We start from the raw sequence: 18,978 nt of genomic DNA on the forward strand, positions 1-18,978 counted from the left end.
TGAGTCGTCGCCCAGCTTCGGTGGCCGCGCTGACGCCCCTCATACGAACGCCATCCCGGACACGAGCCATCTGCCGTCCGTCTGCACCAGATCGACCGTCATGCGGTAGTAGCGCGGCGTCGAGGTGCCAGGTTGGCCCTGGCTGACGGTGCCCGTCGCGGCCACGGCCACCGTTGCGTTGCCGTCGTCTCGAGAGACGAGACCTGCAGCGACAACCTCACCCGATGCCTCCACGCTCGAGGTGGTCAACGCGTTTCGGAACGTCTCCGCCTGGGACTCGAACTGTTCCCTGAAGTCCTCAGTGCTCAGATCCAGGACGTCGGCCAGGGCCTCGTCGGCGCTGGCCGCGTCGACGTCGATCAGGGCGGTCACGGTCCTCGAGGCCGCGTCCACTGCAGCGGCATCGGCGTCCTCGACACCGCGGATCTCCGAGAGATCGCGCCACTGCGTCCAGCCCCAGGCAGCAGCCGCCAGGATGGCCAGGACGACGACGGCGACCCACCATTTCTGGAGTCCTTCCCGAAGCGCCGCGATCACCGGGCCACCGGCCCGGTCAACAGGGTCGTCCACGACGCCGATCCGCCACCGGTCGACGCGGCACCGAGCAGCTCCAGCATCCCCGGTGTCGCGTCACCCGTGGGAAGCGGCACCGAAGCCGCAGTGGCCGGCAGCGACCCGTCGAACACCAAGCCACATCCGATCGGCGTGGCCGATCGACGAGTCGGGTCGTTGGGACAGGGCGTGTTCCGGGCGCCGCGGACTGCGGACTCGCTGGTGGCGGGAGCCTGGCAGTGCAGCGGGGCGGCTTCCACGTCGGACAGGTCCGCCGGGTCGCGGCGCTGCGACACCGGGAGGTAGCCCTCGAGACACGGGGGTGGGTCGCCCAGATTCGTCCTGAGGTCGAGCTTGGCCTCCCCGGCATTGGCGTGAGGAAGCAGAACGCTCTGCAGCCGGGACTGCAACGCCGGATAGGTGATGATCGTCTGGCGCAGGTAGTCCTCGTACACGTTGACCACCTCGGCGACGGACTCGGCACTTTGGAGCGTCGCCGGGACCGAGGACTCCAGATCCTTCACCAGGGCTCCTGTCTCGTCGAGGGCCAACGGTGCGTTGTCGAGGAGCGACTCGAGGTCCTGGTCACTGAGGCTCAGCTGGGTGGTGAGGCCCGCCAACGACCTCAGCGCTGCCGCGGTCGACTCCGCCAACGCGAGCTGCGAGTCGATGACCGGGTCCAGGTTCTCAATGAGTCCGGTCGTGGCCAGCACGCGTTGCTGTGCCGCGTCGAGGATCTCGTTCGAGTCGTCCACGATCTGCGAGAAGTCCTGACCGGACCCGCCGATCGCGACCTCGAGCTGGTCGAGAAGGTTCGCGGTCTGCTCGAGCGGGACCGACTCCACCAATGCGTCGGCGCTCTCCAGGACCGGGGTGATCTGCAGCAGACCGGAGGTCTGTGAAGCCGGGATGGTGTCTCCTCCGGCGAGGTAAGGCCCCTCGGCGCTCTGCGGGAGAAGATCGATGAACTGTTCACCGATCGCCGAGGTGCTCTTGATCTGCGCCTGCACGTCCGTGGGCACGTCGGCGCCCTTCTCGAGGTAGACCTTCACCGAGACGCCGTCGTCACGGAAGTCGAGCGAATCCACCTGACCGACCTTGACACCGCGGTAGGAGACGAGGGCGCGGGGATAGAGACCGCTCACGTCGTCGAACTCGATGGTGACCGACGTGTGGGTGACGCCTGTCGATCGCGGAGCGTCCCCATAGACCAAGGTCGCGAAGACCAGTGCAGAGCCGCCCAGGATGGCGAAGATGATCAGCTGCGCACGCGCGCGCCGGGTCAGCATCAGCACATCCCCAGGAGTTGCGAGAGCAAGTTGCACGGTGCGGGTGTCGGCGGGGTCGCCTCTCCGGTGTTCGGAGCCGGCGTAGTCGCCGTGGGCCCCGGTGCCGCGGCCCCGGGCGTCGTGAGTTGTTGAAGCATTTCGTCCAAGGTCTGTGAGAGTCCGGAGTCGGGCGCCGCCGCACTCGGATCGATGTTCGACGGCGGGTTCAGCGTCGGTCCGAGGAATGCCGAGGCGAGCGACGGCACGGACGCATCCAGGGTGATGAAGAGATTCGCGTAGTCCCCCTTCAGCGCGTTCTGAGTGGTCGAAACCGGGAACGGCACCGTGAGCAGCAGGTCGAGGGAGCGCGGGAGCGCGTCTCCGGAGGCCTCGAGGTCGGCGAGCAGCGGCTCCAGTGCACCGAGGTTGGCGAGCAGTGCTTCCTGGCTCGTGTTGATCAGCTGGTTGGTCACCGCGCTGAACTGCCCGAGAGCCGTGGTCGTCGAGACGAGGTCGGCCCGCTGGTTCTCGAGGGCCTCGAGTCCCGGTGAGATCGAGCTGATGGCGGTCGAGACCGTCTCCTTCTGCGCGGCCACCTGACCGGCGAGGGAGTTGAGGGACTCCAAGGTCGCGACGATCTCACCGCGCCGGTTGTCGAGGGTGGTCGTGAGATCGTTGAGCTGCGTGATCGCGTCACGTGCCTGCGGGACCCGGTCGGCGAGCGTGGTGTTCAGCTCCGTGGTGATGGTGGAGAGCTGCGAGAGGCCGCCGTTGTTGAGCAGCAGGGACACGGCGGCAAGGATGTCCTCGGTCGCGGGGTACACGCCGGTCACGGTCTGATCGACTTTCGCGCCTTCGGCGAGGGTCCCGGTCGGTTCGGCCGGATCGACGACATCGATGAACTGGGCGCCCAGAAGGGTCTTCTGACCGACGGTGAAGTTGGCGTTGCCGGGCAGCTCGACATCGTCGAGCAGACGCATCGTCACCACTGCCTTCCAGTCCTCGACCTCGACATCGGTGACGGTCCCGATGACGACGTCACCCCGCTGCACGGCGGAGTTCGGCACCAGGTTGTCGATCGAGTCGAAGGTCGCCGTGACCGTGTACCCGTCCTCGCCGAGAGCTGCCTGTCCCGGCAGGGCCACCTCGTTGGGATGGGCCATGCAACCGCTCGCCAGGAGTGCGGTCGCGAACACCAGAGCTGCTCGGCGGACCATCATCGTGCTCCTCCTGTCGTCAGCAGACCGAGCGGGGCGAGCAGCTGCGCGAGTGGGTTGGTCGGGGTCGGGGTCGCGCCCGTCGCGGCCGGGGCCTGCGGTGGTGATCCGGGCTCGGGCTGCGACAGCTCCGCAGTTCCCGGTGAGAGAGGCAACGGTTCGAGACCGATGAGCTCGAAGAGGGGCGAGAGCGCCTGACGACACGCTTCGGCGTTGGAACCGATGGTGAGCACCAGGCCGCAGAGGAGCTCTCCTGTGCTGTTCAGGTTGGCCAGGGCCAACCGGCCGGTGATGGCGGAGTTCTCGACCGTGCCGTAGAAGTTCTCGACCGCAGCGGGAGCCAGGTGAAGGAGCTGTGCCAGGTCATTGGACTGATTGGCCACCGTCTCGGCCACCGGCACCAGCTGGTCGAAGGTGGTCGCCACGGTCGCTCGATTCTGTTGGACGAAGGTGCCGACATCGGCCAACGCCACCTGGAGCGTGCCGATCGCAGCCCCGATCTGTTCCGAGCTCCCGTCCAAGGTGCCGGCGAAGGTCTCCAGGTCCTGCGTGGCGCTCCGCAGCGCGGCGTCGTTGACCACCAGGTTCTCGGTGAAGGTGTTCAGCTGATCGATCGTGCTGAAGATGTCGCCGCTGTCGGACGAGAGGTCGGTGGCTGCTTCCCGCAGTGAGGCGAGCGAGGTCGCCAGGCTCTGCGCCGTGCCACCGGTCAGGTTTCCGTCGAGTGCCGTGATGACGTCCGAGAGCGGAGCCTGTCCGGCTTCGTTGGCTGTCAGTGCCGTCGACAGGTCCGTCAGCTCCTGCTTGACCTCGTCGAAGGAGATCGGCACGGCGGTGCGCTCCACCGGTATCTCGTCACCGTCCGTGAGCTTTTTGCCTCCGTCGTAGATCGGCGCGAGCTGGACGAACCGACCGTTCACGAGGTTCGGCGCGATGATGGCCGCCTGCGCGTCTGCCGGGATGGGCTGGTCATCCTCGATCTTGAGCGTCACCTTCACGACCTCGCCTTGGGGCTCGACCTTCGTGACCGTGCCGACCTTGACGCCCAGGACACGCACCTCGTCCTTCGGGTAGAGGCCTACCGCGGACGAGAAGTAGGCGGTGACCTCCTTGTCGCTGCCACGCACGCCGACGAGCATGGCGATCGCCACGGTCGCGACGACGCCGAAGGCGATCCACTGACGAATGCTCACTGCGGAAGTCCTTCCAGGACGTCGGAGAGAACCGGGACCAGCGTCCCCGGTTCGGTCAGGTTGGCGACGTAGGCGTCGAAGAACGGCCCCGAGGCGAGCGCCTCGCCGAAGACCATCGCGTAGCTCGCGACACCCGACAGGACGCCCTCCAAGTTTTCGCGGTTCTCGTTCAGGAGGTCCAGAACCCCGTTCACCTGCTCGAGGGTCGGTTGCAGCACGGCGGAGTTGTCAGCCACGAGACCGGACAGCTGGGCGGCGAGTGCTTCCACGTTCTCGACCAGCTGGACCACGAGGTCACGTCGCGCGCTGAGCTGACCCAGGAGCTGGTCGCCCGACTGCAACAGTGTGGAGATCTCGGCGTCCCGGTCCGCGAGAACACCGGAGACCTCCTCTGCGCGGCCGACGAGATTGGTGAGCTCGGTGTCATTCGCAGCGAGGACGTCGGCCAGCTGGGTCACACCGTCGACGGTGGCCCGCAATTCCTCGGGTGAGTCCTGGAACACTTCAGCCGCCGTGCTCACGGCGTCGCTGAGCTGGCCGACGTCGATGTCGTCGATCTCCGTCGTGAGTTGGGACAGAGCCTGGGTGATGTCGTAGGGCGAGCTCGTGCGTTCGATCGCGATGGCGTCACCTCGCATGAGGTTGCCGCCGCCAGCGGGACGGATCTCCAGGGCAGCCTGCCCGAGGAGCGTCGTCGTGACGACGCGGGCCTCGCTCGCCGATCCGATCGTCACATCCAGCTCGTCGACGCGGAACGTGACCTTGACGTGCTGGTCGACCAGCTCGACCTCCCGGACCTCCCCGACGGTCGCTCCGGAGACGAGCACGTCATCACCTGGTCGCAGGGTGCCGATCTCGGCGAAGTCGGCGCTCAGCACCCGGTCGCTCGCGACGAACGGGAGCTGATCGAACCGGTAGGCGACCACCATCAGGACGGCGAGGGTCACCGTGCCGATGAGACCTACGGTCGCCGAGGACAGCCGGCGCTCCTTCCTGCTCGAGCTCATGACTGGCACCTCTCGACTCCGGAGTTGATGAACGGAGTCACGATTGCGGCGTTGGGGTCGTTCTCCGGCGTCAACCGGACGCGGATCCCGCAGAGGAAGAAGTTGAAGAAGTCGCCGTACGCCCCCGTTCGGTTGACCTGCTGGTAGTGACTGGGAAGCGTCTCGAGGGTCGTGTCGAGAAACTCTCGATTCTCGTTCAGCGTGGTCGCCACGCCCTGGAGGTGCGCGAGGACGCCGGTGAAGTCCGGGCGTGCGTCGGCCAGCAGCGCGGCAGCGTCGGTCGACAGCGTGTTGATCTGGGCAGCGGCATCGAGCACGGCCGTGGCGTCCTCGTCGAGCCCGTCGGTGAACTGGCTCAGCTGGACGATGACGCCCTCGAGAGCGTCGTCGCCTCCGTTGACCGAGGCGAGAGCGGTGTCGAGGTTCTGGATGACCTGTCCCACGAGCTCGTCACGTTCGCCCAGCGTGGAGGTGAGGGACCCCACGGTCGCCAGCAGGCTCGTGATCTCGGAGGCCTGTCCCTGCAGCACGAGGATCAGGTCCTCGGAGAGTTGGTTGACCTGTTGGGGGTTCAACCCCACGAAGAGCGGCTTGAAGCCGTTGAGGAGGGTATCGAGATCGAGAGCGGCTGACGTCCGCTCCACAGCGATGACCTCCCCTTGCTTCAGGGCCGTGCCGCCCGGTTCGCCTTGCCCGAGCTGTAGGAACCGGTCACCGATGAGGTTCTTGTATCGGACGGTGGCCGTGCTCCGGTCCGTCAGCTCGACCTTGCGATTGAGGTCGAACGAAACCGTGACGATCCCGTCGCTGGCGACATCGATGTCCGACACCTTGCCGACCACGACGCTGGCGACTCGCACGTCGCTGCCTACCTCGAGGCCCGAGATGTTCTCGAAGCGGGCCGCGAAGGGGCGAGCGTCGCCCGAGCGGTCGTTGGCCGTGACCACGTACAGGTAGGCCGTCAGGAAGCTCGCGACCACGAGGAAGATCGTGAGCTTGACGAGGTCGCCGCGGGTGCTGCGCTTGATCCGCAGAATGTCCAAGAGCTTCTTCATCGCAGGCCCAGCAGTCCGGAGAAGGTCCCGAAGAACGTCGTCGCGAGCTCGCCGCCCGGACCCTTGACGTCACCCGCGTCGTGCGGGTCACCTGTACCAAAGTCGTAACCGGCCGCTTCGGAGTCGGTCTGGGAGATGGACGGCAGCCCGAAGCAGTTCGGGCCCAGGTCCGGACCGATGCGGTAGAGGTTGTCCTCGACGGAGAATCCGCGGTCGGTCGGCTGCAGACGCGTGTAGACGCTGATGCCGGGCTTGGCCCCGCCCACGGCCTGGGTCGCGAGCTCGGCGTTGCTGGCCGTTCCCTCGAAGATGCACTGGAGGTTGGACGAGTAGTTGCGGAGCATGTCGGTGGGGGACCTCAGGAGATCGAGCACGCTGGCGACGCGCGGACTGTTGTCGGCCACGAACGGTTGGGCTGTTGCCGTGAACGTCGAGACGTCGGTCAGCACTTGATCGATCTGCCCCTCGCGATCGGACAACGTGTCCGCCGTCGTGGTGAGCTGGGTCAGGGTCGTCAGCAGGTCCGGAGCCGCCTGGTCGTAGATGTCGACGACCGACTGGGCTCGCTCGAGGTCGCTGTCCAGATCACCGAGAGTCGTGTTGAGCTCACCGAGGTAGGTGTCGACATCGCCGACCAGGGTGTTCAACGTGTCGCCCTGGCCTTCGAGCAGGTCGGCCGTGGCGGTGACGGCTTGGTTGACTCGATCCGCACCCGCTGCCGACAGGACGCCCGCCAGGTCGGTGAAGACGTCGTTGACCTCGACGGTGACCGCGTCGGCCTGGAGCTGGTCGCCCTCGGCGAGCTGCTCACCGGGGTTGCCAACGTCTCCGCTGAGCTGGACGTACTTGGCACCGAACGCCGTCGGCGGAACGATCTGGACGGTCAGGTCGGACGTCATCATGTCGACCTTGTCGCTGTAGACGTCGACCGTGATGATGGCGCCGTCACCCGACGGCTCGACCGAGGAGACTTCCCCGACCTGCACGCCGCGCAGCTTCACGGTCGCCCCGGCCGTCAAAGTCAGGCCCGCACGGTCGCTGGTGACGGTGAAGGACTGCGTCGAGGTGAACTTGCCTTGGTAGGACATCACGGTGGCAACCGCGATCAACACGATCATGGCGATGAAGGCCACGCCCGACAGGAGTCTCTTGGTCTCGTTCATGTGCCCTCAGCCCGCGATGTAGACCGTCGGCGCGCCCCAGAAGGCGATACCGAAGACCAGGTCGATGGCCATCACCGTGATCAGTGACGTCCGGACGGCACGGCCAACGGATCGGCCCACACCAGCCGGTCCCCCGCTGGCGGTGTAGCCGTAGTAGCAGCAGACGCACATGATGATGACGGCCGTCAGCAGCACCTTGAGGCCGGCCAGAGCGACGTCTCCCGGCACGAGGAACGTGTCGAAGTAGTGCTGGTACGTTCCCGTGGCCTGTCCGAACGCCACCGTGACCATGACCTGCGTCGCGAGGAACATCGTGATCAGGCCGATCGCGAACAGCGGGACGACCGCGATCATGCCGGCGACGATCCGGGTCGTCACGAGGTACGGCACCGAAGGGACCGCCATGACGTCGAGTGCATCGATCTCCTCGCTGACGCGCATGGCGCCGAGCTGCGCCGTGAAGCCCGCTCCGACCGTGGCCGTCAACGCGATGCACGCCATGATCGGCGCGGCTTCGCGGGTGTTGAAGTAGGCGGAGAAAAAGCCGGAGAGCGCTCCCACACCGATGTTGCCGAAGGTGGTGAAGGCCTCGAGACCGACCTGGATGCCGATGGCGAGCGACAGGAAGAACACGACGAACACCGTGCCTCCGACCGCCGCCATGGCGCCCGACCCCATGCTGACCTCAGCGAGGAGCCGGCGGATCTCCTTGGGGTACTTGCGCACCACCATCGGAATCCAGGCGATCGCCCGTGCATAGAACATCAGTTGACCGCCGAGGTCCGAGATCGACCTCACGGGCGCTGTGGCGACCGAACCGACTCGGCGACGAAGCGCGGCGCCACTCTCTGACGACATGTCAGGCCCCCTTCAGCTGCAGGAAGATCGACGTGATGATGGTGTTCGCAGCGAACAGCATCAGGAAGGCAAGGACGACGGTCTGGTTGACGGCCTCACCGACTCCCTTCGGCCCACCCTTGGCGTTCAGGCCGAGGTAGCAGCCTGCAAGTCCGGCCAGGAGGCCGAAGACCGCAGCCTTCAGGCTCGAGGCCCAGAAGTCGGGTGTGCCCACCAGCAGCGTGAGACCGTCAATGAACAGCCCCGGAGTGGCCCCCTGGAGCACCACGGAGAAGTAGTAGGCGCCGGCCAGGCCGACGATCGACACCATGCCGTTCAGTGCGACCGCGATGACCGTGGAAGCGATGACTCGCGGCACCACCAGACGGTGGATCGGATCGATGCCGAGCGTCTCCATGGCGTCGATCTCTTCACGGATCTTGCGTGCGCCGAGGTCGGCGCACACCGCTGTGGCACCGGCGCCGGCGACCACCAGGACGCTGACGATCGGACCGATCTCTCGGATCACCGCAACGGCGGCACCGGCGCCGGCGAGGTCGACGGCCCCGATCTGGATCAGCAGCTGGTTGACCTGGAAGACGATGATCATGCACAGCGGGATCGAGACCATGATGGCGGGCATGATCGAGACCGACGAGATGAACCAGGCCTGCTGCACGATCTCGTCGACGACGGGCCGCCGCGTGAACATGGTCCGGAAGGTTCGTCCGCAGAACCTGTAGAAATCGCCCACCAGGCCGAATCCGTTGAGGACCTTGGCGAAAGGGTTGAAGGTCAAAGCCTCGCGCTCGATCTCGGCCCTGGTGGGAGGTGCTGGGTCCTTCGGGGTCTCGCCCTCAGGTCGGGGCGAGTCCTGAACGGCCGTCACCCGCCGAATCCGGTGGCCTGAGGCGCAGCTGCGGGCTCGGTCTTCGGGGTCTGCACGACGAACAAGGGAAGCCGCAGGGCAGCAGGAGCCGACGGGGGCACGACCTCGTGCTCAGGTCGCACGGCGGCGAGACGCTCGTACGACGTCCCGAGCGCCGGCCGTTCATCGTCCTGGCCCTTGTTGGGCCAGAGCGACATGGCCCGCTCGGCCTGCGCCGTGATCGTCAGGCTGGGGTTGACGCCGAGGTTCGCCGAGATGGCAGCTCCATCGACGACATGGATCCCGGGGTGGCCGTAGAGACGGTGATACGGGTCGATCACACCGCTCTGCGGTGAGTCGCCGATCGGGCATCCGCCCAGGAAGTGGGCCGTCATCGGAATGTTGAAGACCTCGCCGATGGTGCTGTACGAGCCACCGTCGATCTTGTCGGCCATGGAGCGCACGATGTCGTTGCCCGCAGGGATCCATGTCGGGTTGGGCAGCCCGTGACCCTGCTTCGAGGTCAGACGGACCTTCCGGCCGCGCTTCTTCGGGAACACGGTGATCGAGTTGTCGTGAGTCTGCATCACCAACGCGATGATGGTGCGCTGGGGCCAGCTGCCGAGCCCAAAGATCGACGAGGCGAATCGACCGGGATGACGAATGACCTGGCCGATCCACCGGAGCCATCGGGGTGTTCGGCCTCCACCATCGGTCATCAACGTCAAAAGGGTGCCCATCATCCCGGAGCCGATGCCGTACCTGACCGGTTCGACGTGGGTGTTCTCATCTGGGTGGATGGATGAGGTGATGGCGACGCCGTGGTGGAAGTCGTACTTCTTGCGGTTGCTGACCTTGGTGCTCGCGGCGCACAGAGCCTCGGAGTTGGTGCGAGTCAGGAAGCCCAGGCGGTCTGAGATCCGCGGAAGGTCGCCCGAGCGGCGCATGCCGTGAAGGAGCTCCTGGGTTCCCCACGTGCCTGCAGCCAGCACGACGTGCTCGGCCGTCAGCGTCGTCGACCTGCGCGTCGACCGTCCCGAGCGGTGGGTCACGACCTCGTACCCGCCTCCTGCCCGCGGACGCAGAGCCGACACCGTCGTCCGCTCGAGGACCTGGGTGCCGGCGCGCTCGGCGAGGTGCAGATAGTTCTTGACCAAGGTGTTCTTCGCGTTGTGCCGACATCCGGTCATGCACTCGCCGCACTCGATGCAGCCACGACGCTCGGGGCCCGCACCACCGAAGTAGGGGTCGGGGATGGCCTCGCCGGGCTGCCGCTTGCCGTCGGCTCCGAAGCAGACTCCGATCGGGGTCTGCTGGTAGGTCTCGCCGACGCCCATCTCGTCGGCCACCTGCTTGAGCACCACGTCCGACGGCGTCACCGTGGGGTTGTCGACGACTCCGAGCATGCGCTTCGCCTGGTCGTAGAAAGGCGTGAGCTCATCCTTCCAATCGGTGATGTGAGCCCACTGGGGATCTCGGAAGAAGGCACTGGACTTCGGCTCGTAGAGCGTGTTGGCGTAGACCAGAGAACCTCCGCCGACCCCAGCGCCGGCAAGAACCACGACGTCCTTCAGAAGCCGGATGCGCTGAATGCCGAAGCACCCGAGCCGGGGAGCGTAGAGAAACCTGCGGGCGTCCCACGAAGTCTTCGCGAACTCGTCGTCCTCGAAGCGACGACCGGCCTCGATCACGCCGACCCGGTAGCCCTTCTCGGTCAGGCGGAGGGCGGCGACCGAGCCGCCGAATCCCGAGCCGACGACGATCACGTCGAAGTCCAGCGCGGTTCCTGGCTCTGTCGCGACGGTCAACGGAACTCCTCGAGCTTCTGGACGTCCAAGCCATGTGTCGGACGTCACGTGCATGAGAGATCAGTTGAACCCGCAGGGGCCGAGTGCGTCTTGGGTGATTCGGACAAGTTCCACGACCGTGGTTGTCGCTCCAGACAAGCGGGCTGCCCCGGAGTGCGCAGAAGTACCGGCACGGGCTCGCAGTTAGTCATTTTCTACAAAGACTCGGCGCGAATCTGGTCAACCACCACGAGAATGATCAACGTGGAGCCGTCAAAGTGATGCCAGTCACACGTATTGGCGTGCTCCTACGCCCGCCTCCCCCGCGTGACGATCTTGGATATTCAGACAACATCGAAGGGTGACCCATGACGAACCTCGCTGGTCTGCTCGAGGACAGCGCCTGGTCCTTCCCCGATCGCGAAGCGATCATCCTGGGGGACACACGACTGACCTACGGCCAGGTGAACGCGGCATCGAACCAGGTCGCTCATCTGCTGACCTCTCGAGGCGTCCAGCCCGGCGACAAGGTCGCCCTGAGCTGTCCGAACCTCCCGTACTTCTCCATCGTCTACTTCGGAATCCTCAAAGCAGGTGCGGTCGTCGTGCCCTTAAACGTGCTGCTCAAGGGCCGCGAGGTCGCCTATCACCTCGCCGACTCCGAGGCGAAGGCCTTCTTCGCCTTCGAGGGAACGGCCGACCTCCCCATCGGCATCGAGGCCTTCGCGGGGTTTGAGGCGACGCCCGGCTGCACCGACTTCTTCGTCATCACCGCCGATCCGGGCGCGGAACCGCCGATCGCGGGTACCCAGACCTTGGGCCAGGGCGTCAACGGGCAGCCGCCCACCTTCGATTCCATCGCGGTGGACGACGACGACACCGCCGTCATCCTCTACACGTCCGGCACCACGGGCCAGCCCAAGGGGGCCGAGCTGCGGCACCGCAACATGCGCGACAACGCCCTGGCCGGCGCGGACCTGTTCGGTGCCGACGCCGAGAACCCCGACACGTACCTATGCGTCTTGCCGCTGTTCCACTCCTTCGGCCAGACGGTCATGCAGAACGGCGCCTTCGCCTTCGGCGGCACCGTCGTGATGCTGCCGCGCTTCGAGCCAGCGGCTGCGCTCGGTCTGATGCTTCGCGAGTCCGTCACCTTCTTCGGCGGAGTGCCCACGATGTACTGGGGCCTGCTCAGCGTCCTGGACGAGTCGATCGACATCGCTCGACTCGCCGAGAACCTCCGCGTCGCGGTGGCCGGCGGGGCCGCGCTCCCGGTCGAGGTCCATCGCCAGTTCCAGGAGCGCTTCGGGGTCACGGTGCTCGAGGGCTACGGCTTGTCCGAGACGTCGCCGGTCGCGAGCTTCTCGCGTCTCGGATCTCAGGTACGGGTCGGGTCGATCGGTACACCGATCACCGGCGTGGAGATGACACTCATCGACCCGGGCAGCTGGGAGGAGCTGAAGCCAGGTGAGGACGTCATCGGGGAGATCGCGATCCGCGGCCACAACGTCATGAAGGGGTACTACAACCGACCCGAGGCAACCCGTGAGTCCATCAGTCCCGATGGTTGGTTCCGAACGGGAGATCTTGCGCACAGGGACGCCGACGGGTGGTACTTCATCGTCGACCGTTCCAAGGACATGATCATCCGCGGCGGATTCAACGTGTACCCCCGGGAGATCGAGGAGCTGCTGATCACCCACCCCTCCGTGTCACTCGCGGCTGTCATCGGAGTGCCGCACGAGTCGCACGGTGAGGAGATCAAGGCGTACGTGATCCCTGAGCCCGGAGGGACCGTCACGCCTGACGAGCTCGTCGAGTGGAGCAAGGCGCAGCTCGCCGCCTACAAGTACCCGCGGGTGGTCGAGGTCGTCGAGACTCTCCCGATGACCGCCACTGGCAAGATCCTCAAGCGGGAGCTGCGATGACGGAGCGCGACGAAACTCGGCGGGACGCTTGAGGGAGAGGGGAGCGGTTCGATGACGGATCAGAAAGCCGACGGCCTGGCGCGATGGTTGAGCGTGTTCATCGCCCGAGAGTCGGAGCCGGACGCACGCAGCCGCTGGGTCGACGACACGACGAACTCCATCCTCGAAGAGGTGCCGGAGATCGCGAACGCCGACGGTATCGGGATCGGCATCCGCGACACGGTGGCCGAGCACTGGGCGTCGTTCCTCCGACAGCTCTCGGAGCCGAGCTTCACGTTCCACCTCGTCGACCGTGCCAAGCTGCTTGCCGTCGAGGTCGCGAACTCGAGGTTGACCGTCGAGACACTCATCCGCTTCTACCGGGTGGCTCAACAGACGACCTGGGCCTACATCTCGCGCGAGGTCGAGAAGCTCCCCGACGACGAGTTCGATCACGGCGACGTCCTGATCTATTTCTGGGATCGAGCGAGCCAGTGGATCGATCAGTCGATCACGGCCTCGATCGCGACGTTCCACGAGGAGCGCGGCCGGGTACAGGCCGGTGCGGCCGCGCAACGGTACGAGACCGTGCTCGACGTGCTCAACGGCCAGCATGATGACCCGCGTCGCATCTCCACGGCACTGGGCGGCTATCCGATGTCGGTCGTGCACAGCGCACTGGTTCTGACGTGCGACGAGCATGACGGAGTCAGCAGGCTCGAACAGCTCGCCCACGATCTCGCACGCAGCATCGGCGTGACGCAGCCGTTGCTGGTCCGACCGGGTGGTCGACGCCTGTGGGTATGGATCGGGACGCGCACCGAGCCTGGGCTCGACACGCTGGTCGCCGAGTTTGACCGCAAGGCCGGCTCCGGCACGCGGGCGGGAATCGGCTCCGGGTGGCCTGGCACCGCAGGGTTCATCGCCAGCTTCAAGGAGGCCGAGGGTGCCCTGCGGCTTGCCGGGTCCGGATCGGTGCCGGCGATCTGCCAGTACGGCGAGGTCGAGCTCCTCGTGCTCCTTGGTTGCACCCCCCAGGTCGATCGATTCGTCAGCCGTACCCTCGGCGGGCTCGCTGCCAACGACGAGGCGACCGCTCGCCGGCGGGAGACGATCTCGGCCTACCTGGAGGCCGGCGGAAACGTCGACGATGCCGCGGTCGTCCTCCAGGTGCACCGCAACACGGTTCGATACCGCATCGCGCAGGCGGAGAAGGCGCTCGATCTGAACATCAGCCGCCTGAGTCCATCCATGACGGTGGCGCTCCAGCACCTGGACGCCTTCCATGCGGGCGGGTCACCGGAGCTCGTCACGCATCCCGGGCCTTGAAGCCGGGCCGGTCATGCCGGCAGCGTCTGCTTGGTTCCCGAGCCGTCTTCGACGCGCGCCGTCGCGAACTCCACGGCCTCGTCCCACGACCCACGGGCGACGATCCGGCGACGAAGCTTCATGATGTCCCCGCCACGGTCGATCGTCAGAGCTCCGACGATGCGGTCGCCACGGCGGTAGAGGACCACGCTGCCTGGCCCCCCGGGGCCGATCACCACTTCCTCGGTCCGCAGCGACGTGCCGACGAACTGCAGGCGATGCCCGTACCAGTTCGACCAGAAGTAGGGAATGCCACTGATCTTCTCGGGATCGCCCTCGCCTCGGATGGCGTTGCGCCCGGCGATCGCGCCCTGCTCGGCCGCGTTCGTCCAGTGCTCGACTCGCAGAAGATCGCCCCCGAACACCTCGTAGGGGACATGCGCAACGTCGCCGGCGGCCCAGATTCCCGGCACGCTCGTCGCGAGATCGTCCCCGCAGACGATCCCTCCGTCTGCCTCCAGGGCCACATCCGAGTTCGTGAGCCAGTGCGTCGCCGGAGTTGCTCCGATACCGACGACCGCCAGGTCCGCAGGCAGCTCGGACCCGTCGGTCAGGACCACGCCCGTGAGCCGGCCACCACGTGAAGCGAAGCTCGCGACGCCGACCTCCGTGCGGAGCTCGACACCCGCCGCGCGGTGAAGGTCGACACACATCTCGCCAACCTGCCTCCCGACAGAACGGGTCAGTGGGACGGGCTCACTGTCGATGATGGTGACGTGAAGGCCTCGCTGGAGCGCGGCGGATGCCACCTCCGAACCGACGAAGCCGGCGCCGACGATCACGACTCGTGCTCCTTGGTCGAGGTGGCGTCGCACCTCTGCGGCATCTCGATCTGTCCGCAGACCCACGACGCCGGACACGGAGTCCTGCCCGTCCAGCTTGCGGGCGTTGGAGCCTGTGGCCACCAGCAGGCTGTCGTAGGCCAGTCGCCGGCCGTCACTCAGCTGGAGGGAGCGACGGTCCGTGTCGACGCCCTCGACGCGCGTCCCGAGAATCACGTCCGTGCCGAGCTCCTCGCGCAGCTGGACCGTCGAACGGAACGGGGTGACCTGGTCGAGCGGCCCCTCGGCCAGGAACGACTTCGAGAGTGGCGGTCGGTCGTACGGTGGGTGGTCCTCGGCACCGACAAGCGTGAGCGATCCTCGCCATCCAGTACCGCGGACGGCCTCGATGGCCCGGAGGCCTGCCAGTCCGCCGCCGACCACCACGAGGTTCCGTTCGTCATCGAACTCGGTCACAGTCAGTCCTCGAGCCGCAGAGCGAGAACGGGGCACGCCTGCGTGGCGGACTGGACGTGGGCGCGATCCGACTCCGGCACGACGTCGTTGAGCACTTCGAGAATGTCGTCGTCGCCGACCTCGAAGTAGTCGTTCGCCATCGCTTCGCACATGCCGAGGCCTTCGCACTTGTCGCGATCGACGTGGATGGTCGGCATCAGCCCCCGACCGCCTGACGCGGATCGATCGGGACGAAGTCGACCTTATCGCGGACCCCGCAGTCCGGGCAGCACCAGTCGTCGGGGATGTCGGACCACGCTGTGCCTGCAGCGAAGCCCTCGAGCTCGTTGCCCTCGACGACGCGGTACGTGTGACCGCAGCCCGGGCACTTCGCGGCCAGAACTTCATCGGCGAAGTCCTGCGCCGTGGCATCCTCGAGGATCGCGGCGTCGCGTGCGAGGAGATCCTCCGGGATCGGGAACTTGCGACGCAGCTTCTTTTCCTTGCCCGGCTGCACGTTCGCGAGGCGAATGTCGCCGTCGTAGTGGTCGATCACGCGCTTGTCCATGAGCCTGCGGAACAGGGGCGGGAAGAGCGCCACGACGATCATGCCCGTGTACCCCGTGGGGAGGACGGGAGCGTCCTTGAAGTCACGCAGGGCCTGGTACCGCCGCGTGGGATTCGCATGGTGGTCGCTGTGACGCTGCAGGTGGTAGAGCAGGACGTTCGTGGCGATGTTGTTGGAGTTCCACGAGTGCGCCGGGGTGACGCGCTCGAAGCGGTGCTTGTCTCCCTTGCCGACCTTCTGCCGCAGCATCCCGTAGTGCTCCATGTAGTTCACGATCTCCAGCAGGGAGAACCCGACGACGGCCTGGATCAGCAGGTACGGCAGAACCGACAGCGGCGACACGTCGGCTGCGACGTACAGCACCGCCAGCAGGCCACCCCACAGCACCACCGACATCAACCACGCGTTGAGGACGTCGTTGCGCAGGTGGAAGGGGTGCGTGTCCTTGCGGCGGTAGCGCTTGGACTCGACCCCCCAAGCGCTCTTGAGCGAACCGAAGACCGTGCGGGGCCAGAAGCGGTACAGGCTCTCGCCGAGACGTGCGCTGGCGGGATCCTCGGGGGTGGCCACACGCACGTGGTGTCCCCGGTTGTGCTCGATGTAGAAGTGTCCGTAGAAGGTCTGGGCCAAGGCGATCTTGGAGAGCCAACGCTCACTGGCCTCCCGCTTGTGGCCGAGCTCGTGCGCGGTGTTGATGGCGACTCCGCCCACCACGCCGATGGACACGGCGAGACCGATCTTGCCGCCGACCGACAGGTCAGCGGTGGCGAGATACCACATGGACAGGATGAATCCGACGTACTGGACCGGGAGGTACACGTAGGTGACCCACCGGTAGTACCGATCGTTCTCCAGCGCCTCGATGATGTCATCAGGCGGATTGGTGTCGTCGTAACCCGCCGCGAGATCGATCAACGGGATCAGCCCGAGGAAGACGACGGGCGTCATCCAGAGCCAGAGCTCGAGTCCCGTCGCGTTCTCCAACGCCAGTCCGGTGAGCGGCAACATGGGCACCACGAGCCCGAGGACCCAGAGGTACCGCTTCTTGTCACGCCACAAAGGGGCGGGGCTCTCTGAGCTCGTTCGGGGATCACTGAACGTGGTCATTCGCGCCTCCTGAAGTTTCGTGCGACCTCGACGTCGCGCCTCGAACTTCACAGTGACAGCCGTCACAGCCCGCGATCTCGGTGCACGGCACAACTTTCGGGTGCTCAGTTGGCTCCTCTGACAACTGAGCGCCGCAGCTCGATTCGACTGGCACCGATGACCACCGTGCGCTTGGCGCGCTGGCCAACACGACGCTTGCGTCGCCCGCTGCGACCTCCGGATGATGCCAGGCTGGCCGAACGTCCACGGATCGCGGGCCAGCGTGCCGCGCGGCGGCAACACGCCAGCTCGACCATGCTGGGGCAGACCTTGAGTAGCTGGGCGTCCGAACTACGCCGGACGCCTGAATGTCGAGACACGTGAGCGAGGTGGATACCGTGGCTGAGCAAGAGGTGCGCTCCCGCATCCGCGCACACGTCCTCGAGCATCTCGACCAAGTGACTGAGCGGGTCGTCGCCGCGATCCAGACGGAGATCCCGGCATATGCGACGCTGTCGCGCGACCAGGTCGCGGAGGTCACCGACATCGCCTCCTGGGGGACGCTGCGCATCCTCGACCTGTGGGTCGAGGACGTCGGGCTCACCGCCGACGACCTGCGCCGGTTCAGGGGCATCGGCGCGGCCCGTGCGCTCGACGGCCGCCCGCTTCCCGCCGTCCTGCGCGCCTACCGCCTGGCCGGGGCCGAGCTCACGGCGACGGTCGAGCACGTCGACCCCGACCTGCTGACCGTGGCCGACACGATGGCACTCGCCCGCCTCTGGATGGCGTCGATGGACGCGCTGTCCGAGGCCATCTACGAGGGCTACCAGGCCGCGGCGGACCGCGTCATCGTCGACCGCGACCGGGCGGTCGGCGACCTCGCCGACGACCTGCTCGTCGGCCGCCAGGTCACCCGCACCAACCTCGCCGACCGCGCCCGCGAGCTCGCCTCCGATCTGGACCGGACCGATGCGCCGGCGCCAGCGCAGCCGCACGATCTGCCGCTTGACCTGCTCGGGCGTGCGGTGGGGGCAGGTCTTCGGCCGACTCGAACGATCGACCATCCCCGCATTCCCTTCGGCTCGGAACCTGGCGGCCCATTTGCGGGCCGTCGGGACCGAGACCATGAACATCTTCGCCGCCACAGTCGGCGACCACTGGTCTTCGACGATGAGCTTGGCGAGCCTCAACCGGGCGCGTGGGGTCAGAGCAGCGTTAGCGTGGGACATGAAGGCCTCCTGCAGGTGTGAGCGGTTCCTAGACAGCTCCACTCTCACCACAGGAGGCCTTCACCGTCACCTCAACCGGCAACAACGTCCCTGGACATCACATCTAGCCCTCAGTGCCGTCGAGGCCCATCGCGGCGGCTTCGACACGGCCGCAATGGCTCTAGCGGTCAACGTGGTCGAGTCGGCGATCAACCAAGTCATGCCGTCCAGATCCCACGACGCCTGGAAACTCGTCGACTTCCCCTTGGAGCATGCTCCGTTTCTGTACCTGCGGGGATTCGTCGCTCTGCTGCCGATGACGACGCTCTACGAGAGCTGGAAACCCGGATTCGGAACGAGGCCGCAGAACCTGTCGCGCCATGTGGTTGCCCACGGCCTGACTGGCCTCGATGAACGGCCCGAAGAGCCGATCATCGCCCTGATGTATGCGGCATCGATTCTCCGAGGACTTCAGGACTGGATAGAACTAGACCTCGACGGAGTCGCTGCACAGGCACGACGCGACGCGAAGGCTGCATCCAGGAACGCGAAGTAGTCGAGAACTCCTCAGCCCGTGCCATTGTTTCGCAGTCTCCCTCCCCACCGTCACCGACCGCCATAGACATCCACACACCTCTTTCACTCAGCGTTCCAAGGCCGCGAATCAACGCCAAGTT

Annotated in this window: 16 protein-coding genes and 1 pseudogene; 3 read left to right on the forward strand and 14 right to left on the reverse strand. The window is 66.4% G+C overall.

Features of this window, described 5'->3' with window-relative positions; all coding sequences use genetic code 11:
• Positions 1 to 39 precede the first annotated feature (39 nt).
• The 10 genes from KAG51_RS08135 to KAG51_RS08180 form a co-directional block, all read right to left on the reverse strand.
• Complete coding sequence (locus tag KAG51_RS08135; RefSeq protein WP_290582459.1) at positions 40 to 570, reverse strand: hypothetical protein; 531 nt, start codon at positions 568 to 570, stop codon at positions 40 to 42.
• Entirely contained in the window at positions 534 to 1,841 is a 1,308-nt protein-coding gene (locus KAG51_RS08140) for an MlaD family protein (RefSeq protein ID WP_290582461.1), read from the reverse strand. The genes KAG51_RS08135 and KAG51_RS08140 overlap by 37 nt, the downstream gene beginning before the upstream one ends.
• Positions 1,841 to 3,040 (reverse strand): MCE family protein, encoded by a 1,200-nt coding sequence (locus KAG51_RS08145; protein WP_363316150.1) that lies wholly within the window; start codon positions 3,038 to 3,040, stop codon positions 1,841 to 1,843. The genes KAG51_RS08140 and KAG51_RS08145 overlap by 1 nt, the downstream gene beginning before the upstream one ends.
• The gene (locus tag KAG51_RS08150) at positions 3,037 to 4,230 is read right to left on the reverse strand and encodes an MCE family protein (RefSeq protein WP_290582463.1); all 1,194 of its coding nucleotides are present in this window, start codon (positions 4,228 to 4,230) and stop codon (positions 3,037 to 3,039) included. Before KAG51_RS08150 ends, KAG51_RS08145 begins: the two co-directional genes overlap by 4 nt.
• Complete coding sequence (locus KAG51_RS08155) at positions 4,227 to 5,237, reverse strand: MCE family protein (protein ID WP_290582464.1); 1,011 nt, start codon at positions 5,235 to 5,237, stop codon at positions 4,227 to 4,229. The genes KAG51_RS08150 and KAG51_RS08155 overlap by 4 nt, the downstream gene beginning before the upstream one ends.
• Positions 5,234 to 6,292: an MlaD family protein gene (locus KAG51_RS08160; RefSeq protein ID WP_290582466.1), complete on the reverse strand. Its 1,059-nt coding sequence runs from the start codon at positions 6,290 to 6,292 to the stop codon at positions 5,234 to 5,236. Before KAG51_RS08160 ends, KAG51_RS08155 begins: the two co-directional genes overlap by 4 nt.
• Positions 6,289 to 7,455, reverse strand: a complete 1,167-nt coding sequence (locus KAG51_RS08165; RefSeq protein ID WP_290582468.1) for an MCE family protein — start codon at positions 7,453 to 7,455, stop codon at positions 6,289 to 6,291. The genes KAG51_RS08160 and KAG51_RS08165 overlap by 4 nt, the downstream gene beginning before the upstream one ends.
• Before the next feature lie 6 nt (positions 7,456 to 7,461).
• Positions 7,462 to 8,313, reverse strand: a complete 852-nt coding sequence (locus KAG51_RS08170) for an ABC transporter permease (protein WP_290582470.1) — start codon at positions 8,311 to 8,313, stop codon at positions 7,462 to 7,464.
• Between the two features lies 1 nt (position 8,314).
• A complete protein-coding gene (locus KAG51_RS08175; RefSeq protein WP_290582472.1) occupies positions 8,315 to 9,004 on the reverse strand; it encodes an ABC transporter permease in 690 nt (229 codons plus the stop codon).
• Positions 9,005 to 9,177: 173 nt separating this feature from the next.
• Positions 9,178 to 11,022, reverse strand: coding sequence for a GMC family oxidoreductase (locus KAG51_RS08180; RefSeq protein WP_290582474.1), 1,845 nt, complete (start codon positions 11,020 to 11,022; stop codon positions 9,178 to 9,180).
• Between the two features lie 293 nt (positions 11,023 to 11,315).
• Here KAG51_RS08180 and KAG51_RS08185 point away from each other — a divergent pair, with 293 nt between their 5' ends.
• Both KAG51_RS08185 and KAG51_RS08190 read left to right on the forward strand, forming a co-directional pair.
• On the forward strand, positions 11,316 to 12,875 hold the full coding sequence (locus KAG51_RS08185) for a long-chain fatty acid--CoA ligase (protein ID WP_290582476.1): 1,560 nt from the start codon (positions 11,316 to 11,318) through the stop codon (positions 12,873 to 12,875).
• 51 nt (positions 12,876 to 12,926) lie between these two features.
• Positions 12,927 to 14,183, forward strand: coding sequence for a helix-turn-helix domain-containing protein (locus KAG51_RS08190; protein ID WP_290582478.1), 1,257 nt, complete (start codon positions 12,927 to 12,929; stop codon positions 14,181 to 14,183).
• Between the two features lie 11 nt (positions 14,184 to 14,194).
• On the opposite strand, the gene KAG51_RS08195 is transcribed toward KAG51_RS08190, so the two are convergent.
• From KAG51_RS08195 to KAG51_RS08210, 4 genes and pseudogenes are all read right to left on the reverse strand, one after another.
• On the reverse strand, positions 14,195 to 15,496 hold the full coding sequence (locus KAG51_RS08195; RefSeq protein WP_290582480.1) for an FAD-dependent oxidoreductase: 1,302 nt from the start codon (positions 15,494 to 15,496) through the stop codon (positions 14,195 to 14,197).
• Positions 15,463 to 15,657, reverse strand: a complete 195-nt coding sequence (locus tag KAG51_RS08200) for a ferredoxin (protein ID WP_290582482.1) — start codon at positions 15,655 to 15,657, stop codon at positions 15,463 to 15,465. Before KAG51_RS08200 ends, KAG51_RS08195 begins: the two co-directional genes overlap by 34 nt.
• Positions 15,657 to 17,114, reverse strand: coding sequence for a fatty acid desaturase (locus tag KAG51_RS08205; RefSeq protein ID WP_290582484.1), 1,458 nt, complete (start codon positions 17,112 to 17,114; stop codon positions 15,657 to 15,659). Before KAG51_RS08205 ends, KAG51_RS08200 begins: the two co-directional genes overlap by 1 nt.
• A 932-nt stretch (positions 17,115 to 18,046) precedes the next feature.
• Positions 18,047 to 18,322 (reverse strand): annotated as a pseudogene (locus KAG51_RS08210) (leucine zipper domain-containing protein); the annotation flags it as partial.
• Between KAG51_RS08210 and KAG51_RS08215 the strand changes: the two are divergent.
• A complete protein-coding gene (locus KAG51_RS08215; RefSeq protein WP_290582486.1) occupies positions 18,321 to 18,857 on the forward strand; it encodes a hypothetical protein in 537 nt (178 codons plus the stop codon). The pseudogene KAG51_RS08210 and the gene KAG51_RS08215 overlap by 2 nt on opposite strands.
• Positions 18,858 to 18,978 lie beyond the last annotated feature (121 nt).

Origin of the sequence: Aeromicrobium sp., from assembly GCF_023146395.1 — a bacterium.
Lineage (GTDB): Bacteria > Actinomycetota > Actinomycetes > Propionibacteriales > Nocardioidaceae > Aeromicrobium.